General features: G+C 71.7%; 24 protein-coding genes and 1 pseudogene. 11 read left to right on the forward strand and 14 right to left on the reverse strand.

Annotation, left to right across the window (positions count from 1 at the left end; translation table 11 throughout):
- Window positions 1-93 precede the first annotated feature (93 nt).
- Window positions 94-1,356 (forward strand): annotated as a pseudogene (locus tag ACFY0U_RS13325) (S8 family peptidase); the annotation flags it as partial.
- A gap of 68 nt (window positions 1,357-1,424) precedes the next feature.
- On the opposite strand, the gene ACFY0U_RS13330 reads toward ACFY0U_RS13325, so the two are convergent.
- From ACFY0U_RS13330 to rsmI, 9 genes are all read right to left on the reverse strand, one after another.
- A complete protein-coding gene (locus tag ACFY0U_RS13330) occupies window positions 1,425-2,522 on the reverse strand; it encodes a peptidoglycan recognition family protein (protein ID WP_388634588.1) in 1,098 nt (365 codons plus the stop codon).
- Window positions 2,523-2,696: 174 nt separating this feature from the next.
- Complete coding sequence (locus tag ACFY0U_RS13335) at window positions 2,697-4,682, reverse strand: nitrate- and nitrite sensing domain-containing protein (RefSeq protein ID WP_388634591.1); 1,986 nt, start codon at window positions 4,680-4,682, stop codon at window positions 2,697-2,699.
- Between the two features lie 125 nt (window positions 4,683-4,807).
- Window positions 4,808-5,587: an MHYT domain-containing protein gene (locus ACFY0U_RS13340; RefSeq protein WP_388634593.1), complete on the reverse strand. Its 780-nt coding sequence runs from the start codon at window positions 5,585-5,587 to the stop codon at window positions 4,808-4,810.
- Between the two features lie 253 nt (window positions 5,588-5,840).
- The gene (locus tag ACFY0U_RS13345) at window positions 5,841-6,743 is read right to left on the reverse strand and encodes a 4-(cytidine 5'-diphospho)-2-C-methyl-D-erythritol kinase (protein WP_388634595.1); all 903 of its coding nucleotides are present in this window, start codon (window positions 6,741-6,743) and stop codon (window positions 5,841-5,843) included.
- A complete protein-coding gene (gene rsmA / locus ACFY0U_RS13350; RefSeq protein ID WP_388634597.1) occupies window positions 6,740-7,633 on the reverse strand; it encodes a 16S rRNA (adenine(1518)-N(6)/adenine(1519)-N(6))-dimethyltransferase RsmA in 894 nt (297 codons plus the stop codon). Before rsmA ends, ACFY0U_RS13345 begins: the two co-directional genes overlap by 4 nt.
- 52 nt (window positions 7,634-7,685) lie before the next feature.
- Complete coding sequence (locus tag ACFY0U_RS13355; protein WP_388634599.1) at window positions 7,686-9,029, reverse strand: ubiquitin-like domain-containing protein; 1,344 nt, start codon at window positions 9,027-9,029, stop codon at window positions 7,686-7,688.
- Window positions 9,030-9,125: 96 nt separating this feature from the next.
- Window positions 9,126-10,016 (reverse strand): TatD family hydrolase, encoded by an 891-nt coding sequence (locus ACFY0U_RS13360; RefSeq protein WP_388634601.1) that lies wholly within the window; start codon window positions 10,014-10,016, stop codon window positions 9,126-9,128.
- Window positions 10,017-10,067: 51 nt separating this feature from the next.
- Window positions 10,068-10,469, reverse strand: a complete 402-nt coding sequence (locus tag ACFY0U_RS13365) for a hypothetical protein (RefSeq protein ID WP_388634603.1) — start codon at window positions 10,467-10,469, stop codon at window positions 10,068-10,070.
- Between the two features lie 242 nt (window positions 10,470-10,711).
- On the reverse strand, window positions 10,712-11,566 hold the full coding sequence (gene rsmI / locus ACFY0U_RS13370; RefSeq protein ID WP_388634605.1) for a 16S rRNA (cytidine(1402)-2'-O)-methyltransferase: 855 nt from the start codon (window positions 11,564-11,566) through the stop codon (window positions 10,712-10,714).
- A gap of 62 nt (window positions 11,567-11,628) precedes the next feature.
- Between rsmI and ACFY0U_RS13375 the strand changes: the two genes are divergently transcribed.
- A complete protein-coding gene (locus ACFY0U_RS13375) occupies window positions 11,629-13,380 on the forward strand; it encodes a dolichyl-phosphate-mannose--protein mannosyltransferase (RefSeq protein WP_388634607.1) in 1,752 nt (583 codons plus the stop codon).
- Window positions 13,381-13,431: 51 nt separating this feature from the next.
- Here the strand turns inward: ACFY0U_RS13375 and ACFY0U_RS13380 are convergent, their stop codons facing one another.
- A complete protein-coding gene (locus tag ACFY0U_RS13380) occupies window positions 13,432-13,866 on the reverse strand; it encodes a hypothetical protein (protein WP_388634609.1) in 435 nt (144 codons plus the stop codon).
- Between the two features lie 204 nt (window positions 13,867-14,070).
- Between ACFY0U_RS13380 and ACFY0U_RS13385 the strand changes: the two genes are divergently transcribed.
- Both ACFY0U_RS13385 and ACFY0U_RS13390 read left to right on the forward strand, forming a co-directional pair.
- Entirely contained in the window at window positions 14,071-15,699 is a 1,629-nt protein-coding gene (locus tag ACFY0U_RS13385) for a penicillin-binding transpeptidase domain-containing protein (protein ID WP_388634611.1), read from the forward strand.
- Between the two features lie 97 nt (window positions 15,700-15,796).
- Window positions 15,797-17,470, forward strand: a complete 1,674-nt coding sequence (locus ACFY0U_RS13390) for a penicillin-binding transpeptidase domain-containing protein (protein ID WP_388634613.1) — start codon at window positions 15,797-15,799, stop codon at window positions 17,468-17,470.
- On the opposite strand, the gene ACFY0U_RS13395 is transcribed toward ACFY0U_RS13390, so the two are convergent.
- Window positions 17,467-17,817 (reverse strand): SsgA family sporulation/cell division regulator, encoded by a 351-nt coding sequence (locus ACFY0U_RS13395; RefSeq protein WP_388634615.1) that lies wholly within the window; start codon window positions 17,815-17,817, stop codon window positions 17,467-17,469. The genes ACFY0U_RS13390 and ACFY0U_RS13395 overlap by 4 nt on opposite strands.
- A gap of 167 nt (window positions 17,818-17,984) precedes the next feature.
- On the opposite strand from ACFY0U_RS13395, the gene ACFY0U_RS13400 reads away from it, so the two are divergent.
- Genes ACFY0U_RS13400 through ACFY0U_RS13410 form a run of 3 tightly spaced genes read left to right on the forward strand, consistent with a single transcriptional unit; the run spans window position 17,985 to window position 20,552 of the window.
- Entirely contained in the window at window positions 17,985-19,034 is a 1,050-nt protein-coding gene (locus tag ACFY0U_RS13400; protein WP_388634617.1) for an energy-coupling factor ABC transporter permease, read from the forward strand.
- Between the two features lies 1 nt (window position 19,035).
- The gene (cbiQ, locus tag ACFY0U_RS13405) at window positions 19,036-19,797 is read left to right on the forward strand and encodes a cobalt ECF transporter T component CbiQ (protein WP_388634619.1); all 762 of its coding nucleotides are present in this window, start codon (window positions 19,036-19,038) and stop codon (window positions 19,795-19,797) included.
- Entirely contained in the window at window positions 19,785-20,552 is a 768-nt protein-coding gene (locus ACFY0U_RS13410; RefSeq protein ID WP_388634621.1) for an energy-coupling factor ABC transporter ATP-binding protein, read from the forward strand. The genes cbiQ and ACFY0U_RS13410 overlap by 13 nt, the downstream gene beginning before the upstream one ends.
- A gap of 78 nt (window positions 20,553-20,630) precedes the next feature.
- Here the strand turns inward: ACFY0U_RS13410 and ACFY0U_RS13415 are convergent, their stop codons facing one another.
- Window positions 20,631-20,831 carry a helix-turn-helix transcriptional regulator gene (locus tag ACFY0U_RS13415; protein ID WP_388635344.1) on the reverse strand — a complete coding sequence of 67 codons (201 nt, stop codon included), beginning with the start codon at window positions 20,829-20,831 and terminating at the stop codon, window positions 20,631-20,633.
- Between ACFY0U_RS13415 and ACFY0U_RS13420 the strand changes: the two genes are divergently transcribed.
- The 4 genes from ACFY0U_RS13420 (at window position 20,799) to ACFY0U_RS13435 (ending at window position 23,709) form a co-directional block, all read left to right on the forward strand.
- A complete protein-coding gene (locus ACFY0U_RS13420) occupies window positions 20,799-21,386 on the forward strand; it encodes an RNA-guided endonuclease InsQ/TnpB family protein (RefSeq protein WP_388635346.1) in 588 nt (195 codons plus the stop codon). The genes ACFY0U_RS13415 and ACFY0U_RS13420 overlap by 33 nt on opposite strands.
- A gap of 111 nt (window positions 21,387-21,497) precedes the next feature.
- The gene (locus ACFY0U_RS13425; protein ID WP_388634623.1) at window positions 21,498-21,965 is read left to right on the forward strand and encodes a MarR family winged helix-turn-helix transcriptional regulator; all 468 of its coding nucleotides are present in this window, start codon (window positions 21,498-21,500) and stop codon (window positions 21,963-21,965) included.
- Window positions 21,966-22,071: 106 nt separating this feature from the next.
- Entirely contained in the window at window positions 22,072-22,518 is a 447-nt protein-coding gene (locus tag ACFY0U_RS13430) for an organic hydroperoxide resistance protein (RefSeq protein ID WP_388634625.1), read from the forward strand.
- 36 nt (window positions 22,519-22,554) lie between these two features.
- Window positions 22,555-23,709, forward strand: a complete 1,155-nt coding sequence (locus ACFY0U_RS13435) for a serine hydrolase domain-containing protein (protein ID WP_388634627.1) — start codon at window positions 22,555-22,557, stop codon at window positions 23,707-23,709.
- Window positions 23,710-23,766: 57 nt separating this feature from the next.
- On the opposite strand, the gene ACFY0U_RS13440 is transcribed toward ACFY0U_RS13435, so the two are convergent.
- On the reverse strand, window positions 23,767-24,042 hold the full coding sequence (locus tag ACFY0U_RS13440) for a DUF1876 domain-containing protein (protein ID WP_388634629.1): 276 nt from the start codon (window positions 24,040-24,042) through the stop codon (window positions 23,767-23,769).
- Between the two features lie 55 nt (window positions 24,043-24,097).
- Window positions 24,098-25,561: a toll/interleukin-1 receptor domain-containing protein gene (locus ACFY0U_RS13445; protein WP_388634631.1), complete on the reverse strand. Its 1,464-nt coding sequence runs from the start codon at window positions 25,559-25,561 to the stop codon at window positions 24,098-24,100.
- Window positions 25,562-25,572: the final 11 nt, after the last annotated feature.

Raw genomic sequence — 25,572 nt, forward strand, 5'->3', positions numbered from 1 at the left:
CGCCGGTCGACCCTCCCCACGGCCGTTACCCGGACGTAGGGATTCCCCAATTGACGTGACCTCATCAAACCGCCCGGAAGGGGCCCCACCCCCATGTTCGTGCAGCAGTCCCCCGCACTCCGACGCAGACGCGGAGCCCTCGCCGCGCTCGTCTCCGCCGCCGCCCTGCTCGCGGTCGGCGCCACCGCTCCCGCCTCCGCCACCCCCGCCGAGGGCGTGCTCCTGGGCGCCGACGCCCGGGGCGCCATCAAGGACAGCTACATCGTCACCCTCAAGCCGGACACGAAGGCCGCCTCCGCCAAGGGCAAGGCGGTCGCCACCCGCTACGGCGCCGAGGTCACCCGCACCTACAGGAAGGCGCTCAACGGCTACGCGACCGACATGACCGAGGCCGAGGCCAAGCGGCTCGCCGCCGACCCGGCCGTCGCCTCGGTCACCCAGAACAAGACGGTCCACATCACCGACACCCAGACGAGCCCGACCTGGGGCCTGGACCGCATCGACCAGGCGGACCTGCCGCTGGACTCCTCCTACACCTACCCGTCCAGCGCGGGCGGTGGCGTCACGGCGTACGTCATCGACACCGGCGTCCGCATCACCCACACCGACTTCGGCGGCCGCGCCTCCTACGGCTACGACGCCGTCGACGACGACTCCACCGCCCAGGACGGCAACGGCCACGGCACCCACGTCGCCGGCACCGTCGCGAGCGCCACCTACGGGGTCGCCAAGGCCGCGAACATCGTCGCCGTCCGCGTCCTCGACGACGACGGCTCCGGCACCACCGACAGCGTGGTCGCGGGCATCGACTGGGTGACCGAGAACGCCCGGTTCCCGGCGGTCGCCAACATGTCGCTGGGCGGCGACGCGGACTCCGTCCTTGACGCGGCGGTCGCCAACTCCGTCGCCGCGGGCATCACCTACGCGGTCGCGGCGGGCAACGACAGCACCACCGCGTCCTCCAACTCCCCGGCCCGGGTCTCGACGGCGATCACGGTGGGCGCTTCGACCAGCGCGGACGCGCGCGCGAGCTACTCCAACTACGGCTCCGCACTGGACCTGTTCGCGCCGGGATCGAGCATCACCTCGACGCACAACACGTCCGACTCCGCCACCGCGAGTCTTTCCGGTACGTCGATGGCGTCCCCGCACGTGGCCGGCGCGGCCGCGGTCTTCCTGGGCGAGAACCCGGGCGCCACACCGGCTCAGGTCTCCTCGGCACTGGTCTCGGCGGCCTCCGCCTCCACCCTCACCGGCGTCGGCACCGGCAGCCCCAACCTGCTGCTCCAAGTCACCGGCACCGCCCTCGAGTCGACGACCGACGTGTCCGTCCCGGACGCGGGCTACATCAACAGCAGCTGGAAGCTGACGTTCTAGCGGCGGGTGTGCGCCCCGGGAGCACGACCGCCCGGGGCGCACGACTGTCAGCGGGCGGCCGCCGCCCGCACCTCGGTCAGCAGGTCGTACATCGTCTGCCCGGGGCAGTCCGTCTGGAGCCAGTCGCGGTGGCCGCTGACCGTCTCGACGTCCTTGGTCACCCCGTTGACCGGGTTGGTGAAGGTGACCTTCGCCTGCGGGTCCAGGCCCTTGAAGCGGGAGATCACCTTGATCAGACGGACCAGCGAGGCCTTGGCCGCGTCCGTCGGACCCTGGTCGGTGAGGGTGCCGAGCAGGGCGATGCCGAGGTTGCCGGAGTTGTAGCCGGCGGTGTGGAAGGCGGTGACGAGGTCGCCGTCGGCGTTGAAGGCGGGGACGTTGTCGTCACCGGAGTAGCGGCCCTCGTAGACGGTGCCCGCCTCGTCGATGAGGAAGTGGTAGCCGATGTCGCCCCAGTCGAGGGTGACCGCGTGGTACTCGTAGATCGCCCGGACGGTCGCGGCGGGATCGGCGTCGCCGTTCGGGGTGTCCGAGTGGTGGACGGTGATCGTCTGCAACGCGTAGTACTTCTCCGGCGAGTTGACCACGCCGTTCTTGTACCGCTTCGACTCGTCCGCGCCCCACGCGGGCCGCGAGAGGTAGCGCACGCCGCGCACGCGCGTGGGCTCCGAGGGCACCTTGAAGGTGCGCTTCGGGCCGTCGGTGGTGTCGATCGCGAGCGAGCGCACGTCCGTCGTGCCGTCCGCCGCCCTCACCTCGTACGACGTGGTGGAGCCGGCCGCGACCAGGGCCGTACCGCCGTCGTCGACGGTGGCGCAGCCGCCGCTCAGCGTCCGCCAGTCGCCGTCCGGGAGCCGCAGGGCGGCGCCGTCCTGGGCGCCGGCCCAGCGGACCCCGACGTAGGAGGCGGCGAAGGCGGTGGTGGCCGTGCCCGCGCCGGTGGCCGCGTCGGAGCGGGTCGTGGGGAACGTCTCCGGCGTCGTGCCGGACGCCTCGGGCTGCGAACCGGAGTCGGAGTCGGTGGCCGCGAAGACCACCGGGGTCAGGGCGGCCCCGGCGGCCACGGCTCCGGCGGCTCCGATCACGCCACGACGGGACAGGGGCCGCTTCCTGCGGTGGGAGGCGGGGGTGGGGGATTCGGACACGGACGTGCCTTCCGATGCGTTCACTTGAAGGGCGCCGGCGGCACCTCGCGGGGTGCTGGTGGCACCTCGCGGGGCGTCCGTGGCGCTTGAAGTATCAAGTGACCCTAGGGGCCCCTGGTGTCCACCACGTACTGCGTCCGCAGTAGATCGTGTGGAGATCGGGCGAAGACCGCGTCAGGCCCCGGCGCCGGTGATCCGCTGCTGCGGGATCAGCGCCGCGGCCGGGGCAAGTCCGCGCCCGCCGAAGACCTGCTCACCGACCGGCATGTCGTCGCGCGTCAGGGGCTCGGGGATGAAGACCGCCGCGGTGACACCGCCGCCCGGCGAGGCGCGCAGCTCCACCCGCAGCCCCTGGCGCTCGCGCAGCCGGTTCACCACGAACAGGCCGATCTGCTTGGCGTCGAGGAGGTCGACCTTCTCGGACTGGATCTTGCTGTTGGCGTCCGCGAGGGCCTGCTCGTTCATGCCGAAGCCGCTGTCCTCGACCTCGATGAGGACGCCGTCGCGCATCCGGGCCGCACGCAGCTGCACCTTGGTGCTGGGCGGCGAGAACGCCGAGGCGTTCTCGACGAGTTCGGCGAGCAGATGGATGACGTCGGCGACCGAGCCGCCCACCACGGACACCTTCGGCACCGCCCAGATCTGCACCCGGGACGAGTTCTCGACCTCGGCGACCGCGGCCCGCAGCACGTCGGCCAGCGGGATCGGGTCCCGCCAGCCGCGGCCGGGCGCGATGCCGGACAGGATGAGCAGGGACTCGGAGTGGCGGCGCATCCGGGTGGCCAGGTAGTCCACGCGGTACAGGTCCTGGAGCTCGTTCGGGTCCCGCTGCCGGCGCGCCATTCCGTCCAGCAGGTCGAGCTGGCGGTGCAGCAGGACCTGGCTGCGGCGGGCGAGGCTGACGTACACGCCGGAGATGCCGCTGAGGAGTTCGGCGCGCTCGGAGGCGGCCTTGAGCGCGGCGCGCTGCACCGCGGTCAGCGCGGTGCCCACCTGGGCGAGTTCATCGCCGACGAGGCGGCGCATGGGGGCCTCGGCATCGATGTCGACGCCCTGCCCCGCGTGCAGTTTGCGCATGGCCTGCGGCAGCCGGCGCCCGGCCACCTCCAGGGCGTCGTTGCGCAGGTCGAGCAGTTCGACGATGAGGCCGCGTCCGACGAGGACGGACACGAGCAGCGACAGCAGCACACCGACGAGGCCCAGCACCACGGCGACACCGGAGGCGCCGAGGGTGTCCCAGCCGAACGGGTCGGCCTTGGCGGTGGCGCCGATGCCGGCCGCGCTCTCGGCCGCGGTCAGCTCCTTCAGCACCCCGGCCGACGCCGTGTCCCAGCCGGTCAGCAGCCCCGAGGCCACGGCCGAGGCACCGGGACCGGCGCTCTGCACCCGGTTCTCGACCGCCTGGAGCCCGGCGTATCCGTCGCCGGACAGGATCTCCTCGTACGCCGCCTGGTGCGCGGGCTTGAGGTCGTCGGCCGCCGGCTGAAGCAGTTGCCGCTGGGTGGCGACCGCGCCGACGAACTGCGCGTACTCCTGCCGCGTCAGCGTCCCGGCGGCCTGAGCGGCCCCCAGCAGCGCCTGCTCCCGGGCCAACGCCTCGCGCGCCCGGGAGAGTTCGAGCACCACGCGCGCGTCGGAGGCGGCGTCGGTGCTCTGGTCGCCGGTCAGACCGCCCGCGACCGAGAAGGCGTGCTCGATGACCGCGGTGTACGTCGTGTACGCCGTCGAGGGCTTCGCGGCCGCCTCGGTACGGAGCTGGGCGAGCCGGCCGGCCTCGCCCTTCAGGGTCTCGATGCGCCGCGGCAGGCTCGCGTCGAGGAGGGCCGCGTCCGAGCTGGAGGCGTTGATGCCGTCCAGCAGGGCGGTCGCGGCCTTGTCGGTGGCCTTGCGGGCGGTGGCGTACGCGGCGGGCGCGTCCTCGCGCCGCATGACGGCGGTGCGCTCGGCCTGGAGCGCGGTGACGAACCCGCTGACGGGGGTGAGGAGTTCGGCGTTGACGTCCTTGGCGCGTTCGGTGTCCCCGATGCTGGACGCGGTCGTCACGGCGGCGAAGCCCCACAGCGCCATGAGGGACACGATGGGCAGCATCAGCAGGGAGACGATCTTCGCCCGGACGGATCTGGGCCGGAGTCTGCCGGTCGTGGTGCGGAGAACGCGCATGGGGAACCTCGTTCAAGGGAATTACGGTGCGTACAACGCGCCCCAAAGGGGCGCGGGGAACTGCGCGACCAGCCACAACGGACCCGCGGACGCCGAAACCCAAGGCGTGGCAGGTCCGTTGGCGCTCAAGCAGTCGCGAGCTCGACCTCACGGAGAATCTCCGCAGCGATGGCCGACTCATGCCGCTTCCCGGTCGGCGACAGAGCGACGTACGCGGCGGCGAGGAACAGGAACGACCCGAGCAGCACGGCCAACGGGAAGATGAACTCCGTCGGCGTCGCCCCCGGCAACGCCGCACTGCTGGGCGCGAGCGAGATCTCGACCGCGTACATCGCGGTGTAGTGCATGCTGCTCACCGCGAGCCCCATGACCAGCGCGGCCAGCACGGCGAGCACCCCGCCCCGCACGACCAGCGTCAGCGTCAGCGCGGCGGTCGCGGCGACGACGGCGATCGCGACGGAGGCGATGACGAGGGCGGGGTCGTAGTCGACCTGGCCGTGCAGATTGAGTGCGGCCATGCCGGTGTAGTGCATGGCGGCGACACCGACGCCGGTGCCCAGACCGCCGAAGACGACCGAGGTCACCCGGGACTTGCCGTACCCCGCGGTGAAGACACCGGCCGCGACCACGCCGACGGACATCAGCAGGCTGAGCACCGTGAGCGGGACGTCGTAGCGGATCGGCGTGCCCTCGACGGTGAAGCCGAGCATGGCGATGAAGTGCATGGTCCAGATGCCGGAGCCGATGGCGACGGAGGCGAGCGTCAGCCAGTTCCGTTTCGAGGCGCCGTCCGACTCGAGGGCCCTGAGGGTGCAGCGCAGTCCCAGCGCCGAGCCGACGCACGCCATGACATAGGAAAGGACGGGGGTGACCCATCCGGCACTGAAGTGATCCATGTGACCCATGGGGTATTTCCTCTCGCACGTGGCACGGGCGGGGGGTCGCCGCGCACACGGAAGTACCGCCGGTAACAGAGGACCGGGGTTGGCTGATCATGCCAGCCCCGGCCATGGCACAGAAGGGTGCGAAAAGGGCCTTGGAGGCTATTGATGAACATTAAAACATTGTGGCGTAGGTAACATCTGACCTGCATATATATGCAGTCAACCCCTACCGCGTGAAGGGTTTGAGGAGGAGCCGGGGATTGTCAGGGGAACGTCAGGATCCAGCCACCACGGTCGCCCCCGGCGCGGGCCCCGACGCGGTCCGCACGGTCCGGCACGTACCGGACGCCGTCAGCGCCTCGGCCACCTTCAGCGCGGCCTCCGGGTCGCGGGTCAGGAACGCCGTCGTGGGGCCCGAGCCCGACACCAGCGCGGCGAGCGCACCGGCGGTGCGGCCGGCCGCGAGGGTGTCGGCGAGCTCCGGGAAGAGCGAGAGGGCGGCGGGCTGAAGGTCGTTGGAGACGGCCGCGGCCAGCGCGTCGGGGTCGCCCTTCGCGAGCGCGTCGATCAACTCCTGCGAGGCGACGGGCTCGGGGACGTCGAGCCCCTCGGCCAGCCGGTCGAACTCCCGGAAGACGGCCGGGGTGGACAGCCCGCGCTCCGCCATCGCGAAGACCCAGTGGAAGGTCCCGCCGACGTCGAGCACCCGCAGCCTCTCCCCCCGCCCGGTCCCGAGCGCGGCCCCGCCCACCAGGCTGAAGGGCACATCGCTGCCCAACTCGGCGCAGATCTCCAGCAGTTCCGCACGCGAGGCGTTGGTGCCCCACAGGGTGTCGCAGGCGAGCAGCGCCGCGGCCCCGTCCGCGCTGCCGCCGGCCATGCCGCCGGCGACGGGGATGTCCTTGGCGATGTGGATGTGCACGGCGGGTTCGACACCGCGGCGCCCGGCGAGGGCCAGCGCCGCGCGCGCCGCCAGATTCGTACGGTCGAGAGGCACCTGCCCCGCGTCCGGCCCCGCGCAGGTGACGCGCAGTTCGTCGGCCGGGGTGACCGTCACCTCGTCGTAGAGGCCGACTGCGAGGAAGACGTTGGCCAGGTCGTGGAAGCCGTCGGGGCGGGCGGCGCCGACCGCGAGCTGGACGTTGACCTTGGCGGGGACGCGGACGGTGACGCTCACGGGCGGTTCGGCTCCTCGGTGTCGTGCTCGACGCGGTTCTCGGCGATACGGGCGAACTCCTCGACGGTGAGGGACTCCCCGCGCGCCTGCGGCGAGACCCCGGCGGCGACGAGCGCGGCCTCGGCGGCGGCCGCGGACCCGGCCCATCCGGCGAGGGCGGCCCGCAGCGTCTTGCGGCGCTGCGCGAAGGCCGCGTCCACGACGGCGAAGACCTCGCGCCGGGAGGCGGTGGTCTTGATCGGCTCGGCGCGCTTGACCAGCGACACCAGCCCGCTGTCGACGTTGGGCGCGGGCCAGAAGACGTTACGGCCGATGGAGCCGGCCCGCTTGACCTCGGCGTACCAGTTGGCCTTCACGGAGGGCACGCCGTACACCCGGGAGCCGGGCCCCGCGGCGAGCCGGTCCGCGACCTCCGCCTGCACCATGACGAGGGTCCGCTCGATGCTCGGGAAGGTCTCGAGCATGTGCAGGAGGACGGGTACGGCGACGTTGTACGGCAGGTTCGCCACGAGCGCGGTGGGCGCCGGGCCCGGCAGCTCGCCGACCAGCATCGCGTCGGAGTGCACCAGCGCGAACCGGTCGGCCCGGGTGGGCAGGCGGGCCGCGATGGTGGCGGGCAGCGCGCCGGCGAGCACGTCGTCGATCTCGACCGCGATCACCCGGTCCGCCGCTTCGAGCAGCGCGAGGGTGAGGGAGCCGAGCCCCGGACCGACCTCGACGACGACGTCGTCCGGCCCGACGTCTGCGGTACGGACGATACGGCGCACGGTGTTCGCGTCGATCACGAAGTTCTGCCCGCGCTGCTTGGTCGGCCGCACACCGAGGACTTCCGCGAGTTCACGGACGTCGGCGGGGCCGAGAAGGGCGTCGGGGGCGGGGCTGCTGCTCACGGCCACAAGGGTACGGGGCGCTGCGGGCGCCGCGGGCGCTGCGGGGCACCCCTCACCCGTGCAACCGCCTCCCGCAGTGCGGCCACGGACTGGCGCCCCGCTGCACATACAGCTTCTTCGCCCGGAAGGTCTGCTCGGCCGCCGGTGCGTCCTGCGGCCGTCCGCTGCCGCCCAGCCCCTGCCAGGTCCGGGTGTCGAACTGGTACAGCCCGCCGTACGTCCCCGACGGGTCCACCGCGTCGGGCCGGCCCCCCGACTCGCACCTCGCCAGCTGCTGCCAGTCCAGCCCGTCCGCACCCTGCACGGACATCGGCAGCGGCTTGGTGCCCACCTTCACGATCTGCGTCCGCGCCTCCCGCACCACCTCGGCCTTGATGCGCCGCGGCTTCTGCTTGACGCCGTTGACGGTCCGCACGGAGTACGTGACCCGCCGCAGCCCCGCCCGCCCCGCCTGCTCGACGACCTCCGTGCCCTTGAACAGCGAGGGGTCCTCGGTCCGCGCCACCCGGAACGGGATCACCTCGTCGCGGACCTCCCTGGTCCCGGTGATCCGCAGCACGGTGACGGTCTGCCCGTCGCGCGGGAAGCTCCCCGGCGGGACCGACGTGGTGTCCTGTCCGCGCAGGGTGATGCCGGCCTCCTCGACGACCTCCCCCACGGTCGCCGCGTTCGTGCGCACGACGCGCGACCGGCCGTCCGCCATGACCGTGACCGCGCGCTCGGTGCGCACGTCCAGGGTGAGCCCCTCGCGCCCGATCGGCCGGGAGCGCGAGGTCGACACATACGCGCCCTCCGCGCGCACCCCCAGCTGCTTGAGCGCCCCGTCCACCGTGCGCGCCGTCGTCCACACCTCGCGCCGCTCGCCGTCGAGCGTGAGCCGCACCGGGCGCCCGTAGTGCACCGCGATCTCGTCGCCGCTGGAGAGCGCCGTCCCGGGCGCGGGCGCGACCACGTCGTGCGCCCCCACGTCGACCCCCTCGTCGGCGAGCAGCTCGGTCACGTCGTCGGCGAAGGTGTGCAGGGTGCGCGGCTTGCCGTCGACGGTCAGCTCGATCGCCTTGTCCTTGGCGACGAACGCGGTGGTGCCGCCGGCGAGGAACGCGACGACCAGCGCCTGCGGCAGCAGCCGGCGCATGGCGCTGTCCGCGCGCTCGGCGCCCCGCGCCTTCCGCCGGCGCGCGGCCCGCCGGTTCGCGCCGGGGTGCGGGGCGGGCGCGGGCGCCTCGGCCAGGTCGTAGGCCGGCCGGTACGTGTCCTCGTACGACACGGGCATCGGCAGCGTCGGCGCGACCTGGACGCCGTACGCCACCGTCTCCGCGGTGTGCGGGTCGTAGGCCGCGCCGTACGGATCGTCCGGGCCGTACGTCTCGTACGTCTGGTACTGGGAGTTGCTCACGCCGACACGCTCCAGGGTCCAGAGAGACCCAGAACCTAGCGGAGCGGCCGTCACTCTCCAAAGCGACGCGACTACGGGGGGTGACAGCCGATCGGGTCAGTAACCGAACGCCCGCGCGGTGTTCGAGGCGAGTGCGGTGGCCAACGCGTCCTCGTCGATCCCGCGTACGGCGGCCATCGCGCGCACGGTGACCGGAATGAGATAGGGCGCGTTGGGCCGTCCGCGGTACGGCGCGGGCGTCAGGAAGGGCGCGTCGGTCTCCACGAGGAGCAGCTCCGACGGGGCCACCGCGACCGCGTCCCGCAGGTTCTGGGCGTTCTTGAAGGTGACGTTGCCGGCGAAGGACATGAAGTATCCGGCGCGGGCGCAGATCTCCGCCATCTCGGCGTCGCCGGAGTAGCAGTGGAAGACGGTGCGCTCGGGGGCGCCCTCCTCCTTGAGCACGCGCAGGACGTCGGCGTGGGCGTCGCGGTCGTGGATGACGAGGGCCTTGCCGTGCCGCTTGGCGATCTCGATGTGGGCGCGGAAGGAGCGCTCCTGCGCCTCCTTGCCCTCGGGCCCGGTGCGGAAGTAGTCGAGGCCGGTCTCGCCGACGCCCTTGACCTGCGGGAGCGCGGCCAGGCGCTCGATCTCCGCGAGCGCCTCGTCGAGCGCCTGCGTGCCCCCTGGCTGCCGCGCGCCCTGCCGGGACCAGCCGTCGGGGTCGCCGTGGACGATGCGCGGCGCCTCGTTGGGGTGCAGGGCGACAGTCGCGTGGACGGCGTCGTACCGTGCCGCCGTCTCCGCGGCCCACCGGGAGCCCCGTACGTCGCAGCCGACCTGCACGACCGTCGTCACGCCCACCGACGCGGCCTTCGCGAGGCCCTCCTCCACCGTCCCGGACTGCATGTCGAGGTGGGTGTGGGAGTCGGCGACGGGCACCCGGAGGGGTTCGGGCAGCGGCGGCGCCGCGTTCTTCTCGCGAGCGCTGGAGCTTGAGGAGGGCATGCCCCGATCCTACGAAAGGGGCATGCCCTTTCCCCGGGGGGAGGCGGGGCTTCAGCCGGCCTTGCGGTGGTGGAACGGGTGCAGGAGATCGGACAGCTGCCAGTGGTGGCGTTCCCCGGCCTGCGCGGGCACCTCGGGCGCCTCGGCCAGCGGGGCGCGGCGCTGCTGTCGGTGCACGGCGTCGAGCACCGAGGACACCTGCCCCGGCCGCATGATCCGCACCACGTGCCCGTCGCAGTTGTGGCACGTGGGCCGGCTCAGCGGCGACGGCACGACCTGGCCGTCGGCGACGTAGATGACGAAGTCGTGGCCGTCGGCACCGGTGTGGTGCTCGATCTCGTACGACTGCTCCCAGCCGTGCCCGCAGCGCATGCAGGCGAAGGAGTACGACTCGTGGACGACGGCGGTGGCGCCGCTGCGCAGTGCGGCGGTCTGCCCTGCGATCTCGCTCATGCCAGCTCCTCTGGTCCGCTGGACACCGGGACGGGTGCGTCCCTTCCACCAGTGGACGCCTCCGCGGGAGCGAATGCATCAGCCCTGTCGAGTGTTGGCACCGTCTTGGACTTTCCTTGCCGAAACGGCCCTTACGGCAGGGGCTGCGCTTTGCCGTCGGCCCTCCCCCTTTGCCTGCCCGTGGGGCGCACGCTCAGAAGACATGCGCCCTGCTCAGAGGGCATGTGCGCTGGGTCACGCTCCTACTTCTCGGAGGCCGCGTTCTTGGCCGCCACCACCGCGTCGAAGACCTCCCGCTTGGGCAGCCCCGCCTCCGCCGCGACCGCCGCGATCGCCTCCTTGCGCCGCTCGCCCGCCTCCTCGCGCACCCGGACCCTGCGCACCAGTTCGGCGGCGTCGAGCTCCTCGGGCCCCTTGTCCGGCGCGCCCTCGACGACGACGGTGATCTCACCCCGTACGCCCTCGGCCGCCCACGCGGCGAGCTCCGCCAGCGGACCGCGCTTGACCTCTTCGTACGTCTTGGTCAGCTCGCGGCAGACGGCGGCCCGCCGCTCCGCGCCGAACACCTCGGCCATCGCGGCGAGGGTGTCGTCGAGCCGGTGCGGGGCCTCGAAGTACACGAGGGTGCGCCGCTCGCCTGCGACCTCCCGCAGCCGGGTCAGCCGTTCGCCCGCCTTGCGCGGCAGGAACCCCTCGAAGCAGAACCGGTCGACGGGCAGGCCGGAGAGGGCGAGCGCGGTGAGGACGGCGGAGGGGCCGGGTACGGCGGTGACGCGGATGTCCTTCTCCACCGCGGCCGCCACCAGCCGGTAGCCGGGGTCCGACACCGACGGCATCCCGGCGTCCGTGACGAGCAGCACGCGCGCGCCGCCGACGAGCTCCTCGACCAGCTCCGGCGTACGGGCGGCCTCGTTGCCCTCGAAGTACGACACGACCCGCCCCTTGGGCGTCACCCCGAGCGCCTGGGTGAGGCGCCGCAGCCGTCGGGTGTCCTCGGCGGCGACCACGTCCGCACCGGCCAGTTCCGCGGCGAGCCGGGGCGGGGCGTCCGCGGTGTCGCCGATGGGGGTGCCTGCCAAAACTAGGGTTCCTGTCACGTTTCCATCCTCGCAGGACCCATCCACGGGACTCCCACAGCCGTGTTCCCTACGATGGCGCGGTGACCAGTACAGCGTCGTCCATGGACTCCACGGACACCCGGCAGGCCCAGGCACCGCAGGACCAGCGGCCGTCGTGGCAGCAGCGGCTGCGCCGTTTCGGCTATACGGCGGGGCCGGGAAGCGACGTGCGCGACCGGCTCGTACCGCCGTACACACGGCCCAACCCGCGGATGTGGGCGGCGCTCGGGCTGCCGAAGGCGCTGGTCGACCGGATCGTGCGCTGGTCCGGCTGGGGCGGTCCGCTGCTCGTCACGCTGTTCGCGGGCGTCATCCGGTTCTGGAACCTGGGCAGCCCGAAGGCGGTGATATTCGATGAGACGTACTACGCCAAGGACGCTTGGGCGCTCGTCCACCGCGGCTTCGAGGTCAACTGGGACAAGAACGCCAACGACCTGATCCTGGACGTCGGCGGCAAGGTGTCGATCCCGACGGACCCGTCGTACGTCGTGCATCCGCCGGTCGGCAAGTACGTCATCGGGCTCGGCGAGCTGATCTTCGGGTTCGACCCGTTCGGCTGGCGGTTCATGACGGCGCTGCTCGGCACCCTGTCGGTGCTGATGCTGTGCCGTATCGGCCGCCGGATCTTCCGCTCGACGTTCCTGGGCTGTCTGGCCGGCGCGCTGATGGCGGTGGACGGGCTGGCCTTCGTGATGGCCCGCACCTCGCTGCTCGACGGCGTGCTGATGTTCTTCGTGCTGGCCGCGTTCGGCTGCCTGGTCGTCGACCGGGACAGGGCCCGGGAGAGGCTCGCGGCCGCGCTGCCGCTCGACGCGGACGGCCGGGCCCGCCCGGACGCGCGCGTCGCCGAGACGACCCGCTTCGGATGGCGCCCCTGGCGCTGGCTGGCCGGTCTGATGCTGGGCCTGGCCATCGGCACCAAGTGGAACGGCCTCTACATCCTGGCCGCGTTCTGCGTCATGGCCGTCCTGTGGGACGTCGGCTCCCGCAAGGTCGCCGGCGCCCGCCACCCGTACGAGGCGGTCCTCAAGCGCGACCTGGGCCTGACCTTCCTGGCGACCGTGCCGGTGGCGATCGTCACGTACCTCGCCTCGTGGATCGGCTGGATCCTCTCCCCCACCGACGGCACCGGCGGCTACTACCGCAACTGGGCCGCGACGGACGGCAGGAACAGCGACTGGTCCTGGCTGTTCCCGGACTGGTGGCGCAGCCTGTGGCACTACGAGCACCAGGTCTACGAGTTCCACGTCGGCCTGCACTCGCCGCACACGTACCAGTCCAACCCGTGGAGCTGGATCGTCGACGGCCGCCCGGTCTCGTTCTTCTACGAGTCCCCCGCGCCCGGCAACGACGGCTGCCCCGTCGACGCCGGCGAGAAGTGCGCCCGCGAGGTCCTCGCCATCGGCACCCCGCTGCTGTGGTGGGCGGCCGCCTTCGCGATCGCCTACGTCCTGTGGCGCTGGCTCTTCCGCCGGGACTGGCGCGCGGGCGCGATCGCCTGCGGCATCGCGGCGGGCTACCTCCCCTGGTTCATGTACCAGGAGCGCACGATCTTCTTCTTCTACGCCGTCGTCTTCCTGCCGTTCCTGTGCCTGGCCGTCGCGATGATGCTCGGCGCGATCATCGGCCCACCGGGGTCGAGCGACACCCGGCGGGTGGCGGGGGCCACGGGGGCGGGCGTGCTGGTGCTGCTGATCGCCTGGAACTTCATCTACTTCTGGCCGCTGTACACCGGGACGGCGATCCCGATCGACGACTGGCGGTCACGGATGTGGCTGGACACCTGGGTCTAGCCGCGAGCCCCCGCCCCCCTGTGAGCGGGGGGACAGGGGCTCGCCGGCGGGTCAGGCCACGCCGCGCTGGCCGCCCTGCGTGAAGTCGCAGTCGTGGCCGGTGCCGAGGTAGCCGTCGCCGCTGTTGGAGTAGTTGTCCTCCACGCTGCCGCAGGCCCGCACCCACACGGACGCGCCCTCGGGGATGTTCCACGGGTGCCGGGTGTCCTCGATGTTGCACCCGGACGTGTTGCGGACCGTCCGGTAGTGCCAGCCCTCACCGGACTTGTACCAGGTCAGCTGGGCCCAGACGGTGTCGCCGTCGCACTTGCCGTCGTAGACGATGAAGTTGTCGCCGTCGGCCACGAAGTACGCGTAGCCGTCACCGTTGCTCGCGTTGGAGATGGGCGAGTTGGTGCCCGCGCTGGCAGTCGTGGCCGTTCCGATCACCAGGCATGCCGCCGCGGCGGCGACTGCCGTAAGACGACCCCGTGATATTGCATTCATCTCGGTGATTTTCCGATCTGGAGAATGTCAAGGAGCGCGCAGGCTCTCACGCAGAGTCCGTAACGATCAAGAGAAATATATGATTCCGGTTACGGTCGGCCCGGGACCCGATCTCCCTTCGGTCAACAAAAGGAAACAGGTCTCACAGGATTCCCCCACGCCCCATACAGTGCGAGGACTGATAACGGGGAGGGGTTCGGTTCCATGGGCAAGGGGGTCAAAACCGCCGTCATAGGCAGCGTGTTCGCCGTGATGGTGGGTGGTGCCGGTTACGGCGCGTTCAACATCGTGTCCGCGCTGAACGGTGACGGGGGGTCGGGCGGGTCCGAGGTGAAGTCGGGGCCGCCGAGCGGTGACGAGGTGAAGGAGACCTCGGAGAAGTTCTTCGCCGCCTGGGAGAAAGGCGCCGCGGCCTCCGCGGCGGCGTACACGAACAACGACGGCGCGGCCCGGATCCTGCTGACGGCCTACGCCGACGAGGCGCACATCACGGACGTGAAGATCACGCCGGGGGCCGCGCAGAAGACCACCGTGCCGTTCACGGTGAAGGCGAAGGTGTCGTATCAGGGCGACTCCAAGCCCCTGACGTACAAGAGCAGTCTGAGAGTCGTGCGCGGTCTCACCACGGGCAAGGCGCTGGTCGACTGGAAGCCGACCGTGGTCCATCCCGAGCTGAGGACGGCTCAGGACACCCTCGTCACCAGCCAGTCGGCGACCCCGCCCATCGAGGCGGTGGACCGCGACGGCAAGGTGCTGACGAAGGACAAATACCCCTCGCTGGGCCCGATCCTGGACGCCCTGCGCGCCAAGTACGGCGCGAAGGCGGGCGGCACCCCTGGCGTCGAGCTGTTCGTCCGGCACGACGGCGACGGAGCGCCGGACACCCCGCTGCTGACCCTCTCCCAGGGCAAGGCGGGCAAGCTGCAAACCACGATCAGCGCGAGCGCGCAGGCGGCGGCCGAGACCGCGGTGACGAAGTACGCCAACTCCTCGGTGGTGGCGGTCAAGCCGACCACGGGCGAGGTGCTGGCGGTCGCCAACCACCGCGACGACGGCTTCAACGCGGCCTTCGAGGGCGCGCAGCCGCCCGGTTCCACGATGAAGATCATCACCTCGGCGATGCTCATCGACAACGGCGTGACCTCGATGAACGGCCCGGCGCCCTGTCCGGACGACGCGATGTGGCAGGGGCAGACCTTCCGCAACATCAAGAACATGGAGCCCAACGAGAGCGCCACGCTCGCCAACAGCTTCATGCGGTCCTGCAACACGGCCTTCATCAAGCTGATCGACGAGAAGCCGCTCACGGACGAGTCACTGACCACGGAGGCGCAGACCCGCTTCGGGCTCGGCCGGGACGACTGGAAGACCGGCATCACCTCCGTCGACGGCAGCGTGCCCGCCGAGGCCGGTCCGGACCGCGCGGCCAACGCCATCGGCCAGGGCAAGGTCACCATGAACCCGCTGAACATGGCGTCCGTGACGGCGACCGCGATCACCGGCACCTTCCGCCAGCCCTATCTGGTCTCGCCGAAGCTGGACGGCCGGAAGCTGGCGACGGCCAAGGGACTGCCGTACAACACGGCCTCCCAGCTGAAGCAGATGATGCGGCTGACGGCCACCCAGGGCACCGCGGCACCGGTCATGCGGGGGCTCGGCGGGGACATCGGGGCGAAGACCGGTTCGGCCGAGGTGGACAATGTGGCCACCTCGAACAGCTGGTTCACCGGGTTCCGCGATGATGTCGCCGCGGCGGCCATGACCGAACAGGGCGGCCACGGCGTCGACGCGGCCGGCCCGATCGTGAAGGCCGTCCTGGCGGCGGGAGGCTGAACTCACCCGCACAGGACGGGACTCTAGGGTGGTTGCCGTCGTTGAGGTGAGGGACGAGGGCAACGGGGACCCTGGGAAGCGCGGAGGACAGAGGGCTGTGGGCAAGAGAAGGCGCGTCGCCGAGCGACGGAAGACGAATCGTCCCGCCGTGATCGGCGGGATGATCGCCGTGGTCGTCGGCGGCGCGGGCTTCGCCGGGTACGCCCTGTACGGCGGCGGGGCGGCGGCCGAGGACCGCACGTCCGCCGTCGCCGACGAGAAGCCGAAGGTCAAGACCGGCCCGCTGTCGGCGACGGAGGTCGACACAGCGGCGCGGACCTTCCTCACGTCCTGGCAGTCGGGCAAGGTGACGCAGGCCGCGGCCGTCACGGACGACACCGAGGCGGCCGCGAAGCTGCTCACCGGCTACACCAAGGACGCCCACCTCAAGGACGTCACCCTCACCCCCGGCGCCCTCACCGGCGACAAGGTCCCCTTCTCCGTGAAGGCGAAGGTGTCGTACAAGGACACCGTCAAGCCGCTGGCGTACGACAGCTCACTGACCGTCGTGCGCGACACCGCCACCGGCAAACCGCGGGTCGACTGGCACTCCTCCGTCGTCCACCCCGACCTCAAGGACGGCGACACCCTGGTCACCGGCGAGTCCGGGACCCCGCCGATCAAGGCGCTCGACCGGGACGGCGGGGAGATCACCGAGAAGAAGTACCCGTCGCTGGGCTCGGTCCTGGACGGGCTGCGGGAGAAGTACGGCAAGAAGGCCGGCGGCAAGGCGGGGGGCGAACTCCAGGTCGTGCGCGGCAAGGAGGCCAAGGCGGACAAGCTGTCCGACAAGACCCTGCTGACGCTGAGCAAGGGCACGCCGGGCACGGTGAAGACCACGCTCAGCCCGGCCATGCAGGCGGCCGCCGAGGCGCAGGTCGCGAAGAAGGCGAAGTCGTCCGTGGTGGTGCTGCGTCCCTCGACCGGGGAGATCCTGGCCGCCGCGAACGCCTCCCACGGCTTCAACGTCGCCTTCCAGGGCTCGCTGGCCCCGGGTTCCACGATGAAGGTGATCACCTCGTCACTGCTGATCGAGAAGGACCTCGCGTCGGCGGACAAAACGCACCCGTGCCCGAAGTACTTCACGTACGGCGGCTGGAAGTTCCAGAACGACGACAAGTTCCAGATCAAGGACGGCACCTTCAAGGCGAGCTTCGCCCGCTCCTGCAACACCGCCTTCATCAGCCAGGCGCCCGAGCTGGACGACGACTCGCTGACCAAGCAGGCCCAGCAGGTCTTCGGCCTGGGGTTGAACAACTGGGCGGTCGGCGTGCCCACCTTCGACGGCGCGGTGCCGGTGCAGTCGCAGGCCCAGATGGCGGCCTCGCTGATCGGCCAGGGCGGGGTGCGGATGAACCCGCTGAACATGGCGTCGGTGTCGGCGACCGTCGAGTCGGGCGTCTTCAGGCAGCCCTATCTCGTCTCACCGGACGTGGACGGGCGGACGCTGGCGAAGGCCTCGCGCACGATGTCGTCGGGCACGCTCTCCCAGCTGCGTGAGCTCATGTCGTACACGGCGGCCTACGGCACGGCGGCCGAGGCGATGCAGGGGGTCTACGGCAACGTCGGCGCGAAGACGGGCTCGGCCGAGGTCGACGGGCAGAAGAAGCCCAACGGCTGGTTCACGGCGTACCGCGGCGACCTGGCGGCGGCCGGTGTGGTCCAGGCGGGCGGGCACGGCGGTGACACCGCGGGACCGATCGTGGCGGCGCTGCTGAAGCTGGGCGGCTAACCCCGTACGGGAGTGGCCGTGTACGTCCGGCGCAGGAACCTCAGCAGGGCCTTCGACTCGAACTGCACCACGGAGACACCCTTGGCGGAGTGGAACTCCACGACGGCCTGCACCCGGCCGCACGGCCACACCCGGACGTCCCCGGCCTCGACGGGCGCCCGCAGGCCCTGCTCCAGCAGCTCACGCTGGAAGGTCCACTCGTGCGGGCCGGGAAGGCCGACGCGTACCGCGCGCGGGTCGGTGTCGGGGTCGTAGCGCAGCACGACCGGGACGGCCTCGGGTTCCGCCACCGCGATGTCGGTGTCCGTGACGATGTGGGCTCGCGCGTACTGCTCGACTACGGACATCGGTTCGGCCCCTTACGCTCCGTGACCTGTGCGGAAGCTGTGCGCCCGCTTCCTCTCCAATGTCGCATATTTTTCCGATCGCGCCCCCGGGCGTAGAACATCTCGCTGCACGATGCACGAGAGACTCGCTCTTGCAAAACATTCGCATTAAGCCACATCATCGATGCGTGCATGTGCCTGACGGATTCATCGACGCCCCCACATCCGCCGCCGCCGGAGCAGTAGCCGCGGCGGCCGTCGCGGTGTCCCTGCGCGGCGCCCGCCGCGAGCTCGACGAACGCACCGCGCCGCTGGCCGGCCTGGTGGCGGCGTTCATCTTCGCCGTACAGATGCTGAACTTCCCCGTCGCCGCGGGGACCAGCGGCCATCTCCTGGGAGGTGCGCTGGCGGCGATACTCGTCGGCCCCTACACAGGGGTCCTGTGCGTCTCCGTCGTCCTGCTCATGCAGGGCATCCTCTTCGCGGACGGCGGTCTGACCGCGCTCGGCGTGAACATCACCGTCATGGGCTGTGTGACGACGGTCGTGGCGTACGCCGTCTTCCGCGGCCTGGTGAAGGTGCTGCCGCGCACCCGCCGGTCCGTCACCGCCGCCTCCTTCGCCGCCGCCGTCCTGTCCGTGCCGGCCGCGGCCCTCGCCTTCACCCTCATCTACGGGATCGGCGGCACCACCGACGTCGCCATCGGCAAGGTCGCGACCGCCATGGTCGGCGTGCATGTCCTCATCGGCATCGGCGAGGCCGCGATCACCGCGCTGACCGTCGGCGCCGTCATCGCCGTACGCCCCGACCTCGTGTACGGGGCGCGCGGCCTCCAGCAGAAGCTCAAGCTGCGGGTCAACGGCGAGTTGGTGGACGTTCCGGCCGCCGAGCCCGTCCCGGCCGCCGCCCGCTCCTCGCACCGCACGGTGTGGCTGGCCGGCCTCGCCACCTCCCTCGTCCTCGCGGGTGTGGTCAGCTTCTACGCCTCCGCCAGCCCGGACGGCCTGGAGAAGGTCGCCGCGGACAAGGGCATCGACGCCAAGGTCGAGGACCACGCCGCCGCCGACTCCCCGCTCGCCGACTACGGCGTCAAGGACGTCGACAACGCCCGGCTCTCCGGCGGTCTCGCGGGCGTGATCGGCGTGGGCGTCACGGTCGTCGCGGGCACGGGGATCTTCTGGGCGGTGCGCAGGCGCCGTACCCAGGACGCCTCTCCGGTGAGCACCACGGTCGCCTGACGTGGGGGCCGGGCACGCGCACAAGCTGTACCGGCACGGGCACTCGCCCGTGCACGGCCTGCCGCCGCACACCAAGCTCGCCGCGGTCTTCTGTTTCGTGGTGGTCGTCGTCTCGACACCGCGCGAGGCGATGTGGGCCTTCGGGCTGTACGCCGTGCTGCTGGGCGTTGTCGCCCGCCTCGCGCGCGTGCCGGCCGGGTTCGTGCTGAAGCGGCTGCTCATCGAGGTGCCGTTCGTCGCCTTCGCGGTGCTGCTGCCGTTCGTGGCGGAGGGCGAGCGCGTCGACGTGCTCGGGATGTCCCTCAGCGAGAGCGGGCTGTGGGGCGCCTGGAACGTGCTCGCCAAGGGCACCCTCGGCGTCGCCGCCTCCGTGCTGCTCGCCTCCACCACCGAGCTGCGGGAACTCCTGCTGGGGCTGCAGCGGTTGAAGCTGCCGCCGCTGCTCGTGCAGATCGCGTCCTTCATGATCCGCTACGGCGACGTCATCACCGACGAGATGCGGCGGATGCGGATCGCGCGGGAGTCACGCGGGTTCGAGGCGTCCGGCGTGCGCCACTGGGGCGTGCTCGCGAAGTCGGCGGGCGCCCTGTTCATCCGCTCCTACGAACGCGGTGAGCGCGTCCACCTCGCCATGGTCAGCCGCGGGTACGCCGGTTCGATGCCGGTCATCGACGAGGTGACCGCTTCCCGGGCGCAGTGGACGTACGCGTTCGCGCTCCCCTTCGCCGCCCTCGTCGTATGTCTGCTGGGATGGACCCTGTGACCGCATCTCTGGAGGTCTCCGGCCTCGCCTACGCCTACCCCGACGGCCACCAGGCCCTGTTCGGCGTGGACTTCTCCGTCGCGCGCGGCGAACGTGTCGCGCTGCTCGGCCCGAACGGCGCCGGCAAGACGACCCTCGTGCTCCACCTCAACGGCATCCTGTCCGGCGGCACGGGCACGGTGAAGGTCGCCGGGCTGCCCGTCGGCAAGCAGCACATGGCCGAGATCCGGCGCAAGGTCGGCATCGTCTTCCAGGACCCGGACGACCAGTTGTTCATGCCGACGGTCCGCGAGGACGTGGCGTTCGGTCCGGCCGCGGCGGGTGTGAAGGGCGCGGAACTGGAGGCGCGCGTCGATCATGCGCTGGCGCAGGTCGGCATGGCGGAGTTCAAGGACCGCCCGCCGCACCACCTCTCCTTCGGACAGCGGCGCCGGGTGGCGGTCGCGACCGTGCTCGCCATGGAGCCGGAGATCCTCGTCCTGGACGAGCCGTCCTCCAACCTCGACCCCGCCTCCCGCCGCGAACTCGCCGACATCCTGCGCTCCCTGGACGTCACGGTCCTCATGGTCACGCACGACCTCCCGTACGCCCTGGAGCTGTGCCCCCGCGCCCTGATCCTCAGCGAGGGCGTCATCGCCGCCGACGGCAAGACGGCCGAACTGCTCTCCGACGACGACCTGATGCGCGCCCACCGGCTGGAGCTGCCCTACGGCTTCGATCCGCGTTCGGTCTCCGGCGCGGCCGGGCGTCCGTGACCGGGCTCTTAGGCGCAGGCCCCGTCCTTCAGGGTGGGGTTAGCCCCTCCTGAAGGACGGGGCGCGCAGCGCCGGGCCTCACTCCGCAGTCTTGCGGCGGCGCGCCGGATGAGCGGCGCGCCATGCGTCGATGCCTTCAACGGGCCACAGCGAGGCGCGGCCCACCTTCACGGGCTCGGGGAAGTCCGGGGCACGGTTGGCGAGGTTGTAGACGCTCTGCGGATTGATGCCGAGGCGTTCGGCGGCCTGGTCCGTCGTGAGGTAGCCGGGGATGTCCATGGGTTCACAAACTTCTTCGCCTCCGTCACCGGCCGCCGCAAGGGCCCCAAGGTGGCAGCGCCACGGTTCCGGTCCCGCAAGGACAACCGGCACACGATCCGCCTCACCCGCAACGGCTTCTCCATCCGACCGAACGGCCGCCTGTATGTGGCCAAGGTCGGCGAGATCCCCGTCCGTTGGTCCCGCTCACTCCCGTCGGCCCCGTCCTCGGTCACCGTGGTGAAGGACGCGGCCGGGCGCTACTTCGCGAGCTTCGTCGTCCAGACCGGCCCGTCCGAATTCCTGCCGGAGACGACACCCGAGATCGGTATCGACCTGGGGCTGACGCACTTCGCCGTCCTCTCCGACGGCCGCAAGGCGTCTTCCCCGAAGTTCCTGCGCCGGGCTGAACGCAAGCCCATGAAGGCCGTCGCCCGTGTGGCGCGGCTGCACGCCCGCGTCGCCGACACGCGACGGGACCACCACCACAAGCTCTCCACGCAGATCATCCGCGAGAACCAAGCGGTGTACGTGGAGGACCACGCCTGCGGAGGGACCGTAAGCCCTCCCGTCTGACGGAAGGCAGGACCCGATGAAACAGGAACCCAACTCAAGGCGAGCCGCTACGGCAGACGCCAGGGAGGGAATCCCCCTCGTTCACGAGGGGGAGGACGTCAAAATGGGCGCGTGACGAACAACAACCACGACGACGCCGGGTCGCTGCTGCTGGACGAGCAGCTGTGCTTCGCGCTCTACGCCGCCCAGCGCGCCGTGACAGCCGCCTACCGGCCGGTGCTGGAGGAGCTCGGTCTCACCTACCCGCAGTACCTCGTTCTGCTGGTGCTCTGGGAGCGCGGTGAGACGACGGTGAAGGAGCTCGCGGAGGCGCTGCGGCTCGACTACGGGACGGTGTCGCCGCTGCTCAAGCGGTTGGAGAGCGCGGGGGTGGTGCGCCGGGAGCGCGCGGCCCACGACGAGCGCTCGGTGCTCGTCGCGTGCACGGGGCGCGGCGAGGAACTGCGGGAGCGCGCGGCGCGCGTGCCGGGCGCGCTGCAATCGGCGACCGGACTGGGCGGCGCGGAGGTCGCGCGGTTGCGCGAGGAGTTGTGGGAGCTCACACGCCGGGCGCACGCGGCGGCCGAGCGCCTTCTCTGAGCGACTGTTACCCACGGTTCCTACCCCCTGGTAGCCCAACCTCTCCCTACCGGCCGGTACCTTGTGCACGATGTGTTTGTGCGCACCTGTTCTGGGGGAGCCAGTCATGAGTGAGGACACCGCCGTCGACACCCGTCCGACGAAGATCATGTACGTCGCCGAGGCCACCGCGCACGGCGGCCGGGACGGCTATGTCACCAGCCAGGACGGCCAGATCGAGCTGAAGGTCGCCATGCCCCCCGCGATGGGTGGCGACGGCAACGGCACCAACCCGGAGCAGCTGTTCGCGGCGGGCTACAGCTCCTGCTTCCACAACGCGCTGGTGCTGGTGGGCCGCCGTTCCGGCTTCGACCTGACGGGCTCCACGGTCGCCGCGAAGGTCGGTATCGGCCCCAACGCACAGCGCGGCTACGGCCTGGCGGTGGCCCTCAGCGTCTCGCTCCCCGTGCTCGACCAGGACGTCGCGACCAAGCTGGTGGACGCCGCCCACGAGGTCTGCCCCTACTCCAACGCGACCCGGGGGAACATCGACGTGACCATCCTGCTTGGGTAGAGGGGAGCACCCAGCAGCGCGAACAGGAGTACGGGCGTGGACGTGAACGGCACCATCGCCGAGGGCTTCGAGCCGGTGAGGGACGCGTTCGTCAGGAACTTCGAGGCGCTCGGGGACCGGGGCGCGGCGGTCGTCGTGTACCGGGACGGGCACAAGGTCGTCGACCTGTGGGCCGGCACCAAGGACGTCGACGGAACGGAGCCCTGGCAGCACGGCACGGCGCAGATCGTGCGCTCGGCGACCAAGGGCGTCGCCGCCGCCGTACCCCTGCTGCTCGCCCAGCGCGGACTGCTGGACCTGGACGCGCCGGTGGCCGCGTACTGGCCGGAGTTCAAGGCGTTCGGCAAGGAGCGGGTGCTGGTCCGGCAGGTGCTGAACCACCGGGCCGGGCTGCCGGTGCTGGACCACCCGATCACTCCGCAGGAGGCCCTGGACCCGCTGAAGGGGCCCGAGGCGGTCGCGGCCCAGGCGCCCGTGTGGGAGCCCGGCACGGACCACGGCTATCACGCGCTGACGTACGGCTGGCTGCTGGACGGACTCGTGCGGCGCGTGACGGGACGCGGCACCGGGGAGTGGATCGCGGCGGAGATCGCCGGGCCGCTGCGGGCGGACCTATGGCTGGGGCTGCCGGAGGCGGAGGCGTACCGGGCCGGGCGGGTCGGCCGCGTCGAGGCGCCCGAGGCCGCGGGCACCCTGCGCGCCCGCCCCAAGCGTTCGGTCACCGAGGCCTACACCGACCCGGACTCCCTCACCAACCGCGCGTTCGGCGCGATCACCCCCTTCCCGGACCAGAACGACCCGGCGTACCGCGCGAGCGCCCTGCCCGCGACGAACGGCATCGCGACGGCGGACGGGCTGGCCCGTGTCTACGCCGCGCTGATCGGCGAGGTCGACGGCGTACGGCTGTTCGCGCCGGAGACCGTCGAGCTGGCGCGCGCAGAGGAGTCGGCCGGGCCCGACCGGGTGCTGGTGATCAACACCCGTTTCGGGCTCGGCTACATGCTGCACGGCAGCGCCTCGCCGTTCCTCGGCCCCGGCTCCTTCGGCCACCCGGGCCGCGGCGGCGCCCTCGGCTTCGCCGACCCGCAGACGGGCATCGCGTTCGGCTATGTGACCAACGGCCTGCGCAAGACGGTGACGGCGGACCCGCGTGCGCAGGCGCTGGTACGGGCGGTGCGGGCCGCCCTGTAGGGGTGAGCGGTTCTCGGACCGGGGGCGACGTCCGCCCTCGCCGCCCCGAGCCGTGCGCTACACGTGGATCGGATGCGACGTCCGCCCGGACGCCGAGTCGATCTCCCCGTGCGCCTTGGTCAGCATCTGCATCGCGAGGTCGTTGAGCGCGCGGGCGCCCGCGATCTCCTCCCCCACCCTCGGCTGGTTGGAGTCGGTGTGGTGGCGGCTGGCCTGCCCATGGGCCCGAATCTCGGAGCCGTCGGGCAGGCGCACCATCGCGACCGCCCTCGTGTGTTCGTCGTCCTCCTGGAACTCCATCTCGACGTGCCATCCCACAGCGGTGTGCATCATGACGATCACCTCCGGAAGAACTCCTTCCAGAGTGCTCCTCGTGGGGTGTCCGCGCCTAGTCGGGTTCGGCGTACTCCTCGGGCCGCGGGGCCGGGGCGGTGGGCTTGGTGCGTGGCGGCAGGCTCAGCTCCGCGACCCGGCGCAGCAGCCCGTCGCGGAAGCCGGTGACCTGTCGGGCCAGCTCACGGCGTCGGCGTCGCTGGTAGCGGTGGGCGGTCTCCAGGGTGCCCAGCGCCAGGGCGGTGCCGATCAGGACGGCGACCCCCATCACCACGTACCGGCGGACCGTGCCCTGGCCCGCTGCGGCGTAGGCGAGCCCCGACGCCACGAACAGCGCGGCCGTCAGCGCCAGCCACAGGACGTACCCGGCGAACAGCCAGGGATGGTCCTGGCTCAGCCACGCGCGGCGCGTCCGCTCCGCCTCGCGCTCCGTCCGCCGCACCGCGTCGGCGATGTCGTCGAGCTCCCAGGCCGCCTTCTCCCGCTGCTCCAGCGAGAGCGGGGGCGTCATCCGGTCCAGGCGGACGTGGAGCCGGGCGACCGCGCGGCGCAGTACGGCCCGGTTCACCCGGTCGGGCAGCCGGTGGGGCCAGCGCGCCCACAGGTCGTCGTCCCGCTTCTTGAGGCGCAGGTGGGTGACGGCCGCGCGGGCGACGGCGACCCCGAGGACCAGCAGCAGCGGAAGGGCCACCGCCATGCCCTGGTCGCCGCGCAGCGCCCCATAGCCGCCGAGGAGGACGATCCCCAGGCCGATGGGCCAGGTGTGCCGGATGTAGGTCCGGTGCCGGACCGCGTGCAGTTCACGCTCCAGGTCGTCGACGGACCGCCGCACGAGCCGGACGGCGGCGACCGCGACGAACGGCGCGCACAGCAGCGTGGTGGACATCAGGGCGGCGCTCAGGGTGTACGGCAGGACGTCCGTGCCCGCCCAGCTGTCGTCCTGCGGCAGCGCGGGCACCCCGGCCAGCACCGCACAGGCGAGCACCGCGGTGAGCACGCCGAGCCACCGCCCGGGGCGCGTCCCGCGCTCCTCGGGCGCCGGGACGGGCCTCCACTCCGGGCGCACCAGCCCTTCCAGCACGGCGATCAGTTCCGCGAGGTCCGACGCCCAGTGGGTGCGGCGCAGCGGCTGGCCGTTGCGGCCCACGAGGTCACGGATCGAGGCCGGCAGTTCCGCGGGCCGCGGCGCGGTGACCCCGTCCAGGAACACCGGGATCAGCACCTTGCCGCTCGCCAGCGCCTGTTCGATCTCCCGGCGGACCCAGTCCTCCTCGTCGTCCAGCCGCCGCGCCCCGGACACGTCCCGTACGTCCGCCCACCCCGGGTGGATCACGGCGAGCAGCACCTCGCAGTCGTCGACGCGCGCCCGCAGCGTGTCGGAGAAGCGCTGGCCCGGCACGATGGACGGCCGGTCCAGGAACACCTGGCCCCTGCCGAAGTGCCGGTCGAGTTCCGCGTAGAGGTGCTCCACCGTCTCGGTGTGGTCGCCTCTGCGGTAGTTGATGAAAACGCCGCCCATGGGGCCGTTGC

The organism is Streptomyces sp. NPDC001536 (genome assembly GCF_042894505.1).
GTDB lineage: Bacteria > Actinomycetota > Actinomycetes > Streptomycetales > Streptomycetaceae > Streptomyces.

What these genes read in the sequence shown, in the direction of transcription:
- ACFY0U_RS13395 (WP_388634615.1), bottom strand. Translation starts at nt 17,817, where the DNA reads ATGTCCGTAGTCGAGCAGTACGCGCGAGCCCACATCGTCACGGACACC.
- ACFY0U_RS13380 (WP_388634609.1), bottom strand. Translation starts at nt 13,866, where the DNA reads ATGAATGCAATATCACGGGGTCGTCTTACGGCAGTCGCCGCCGCGGCG.
- ACFY0U_RS13365 (WP_388634603.1), bottom strand. Translation starts at nt 10,469, where the DNA reads ATGAGCGAGATCGCAGGGCAGACCGCCGCACTGCGCAGCGGCGCCACC.
- ACFY0U_RS13385 (WP_388634611.1), top strand. Translation starts at nt 14,071, where the DNA reads ATGGGCAAGGGGGTCAAAACCGCCGTCATAGGCAGCGTGTTCGCCGTG.
- ACFY0U_RS13340 (WP_388634593.1), bottom strand. Translation starts at nt 5,587, where the DNA reads ATGGGTCACATGGATCACTTCAGTGCCGGATGGGTCACCCCCGTCCTT.
- ACFY0U_RS13445 (WP_388634631.1), bottom strand. Translation starts at nt 25,561, where the DNA reads ATGGGCGGCGTTTTCATCAACTACCGCAGAGGCGACCACACCGAGACG.
- ACFY0U_RS13410 (WP_388634621.1), top strand. Translation starts at nt 19,785, where the DNA reads ATGGACCCTGTGACCGCATCTCTGGAGGTCTCCGGCCTCGCCTACGCC.
- ACFY0U_RS13360 (WP_388634601.1), bottom strand. Translation starts at nt 10,016, where the DNA reads ATGCCCTCCTCAAGCTCCAGCGCTCGCGAGAAGAACGCGGCGCCGCCG.
- ACFY0U_RS13430 (WP_388634625.1), top strand. Translation starts at nt 22,072, where the DNA reads ATGAGTGAGGACACCGCCGTCGACACCCGTCCGACGAAGATCATGTAC.
- ACFY0U_RS13335 (WP_388634591.1), bottom strand. Translation starts at nt 4,682, where the DNA reads ATGCGCGTTCTCCGCACCACGACCGGCAGACTCCGGCCCAGATCCGTC.
- ACFY0U_RS13440 (WP_388634629.1), bottom strand. Translation starts at nt 24,042, where the DNA reads ATGATGCACACCGCTGTGGGATGGCACGTCGAGATGGAGTTCCAGGAG.
- ACFY0U_RS13415 (WP_388635344.1), bottom strand. Translation starts at nt 20,831, where the DNA reads ATGGACATCCCCGGCTACCTCACGACGGACCAGGCCGCCGAACGCCTC.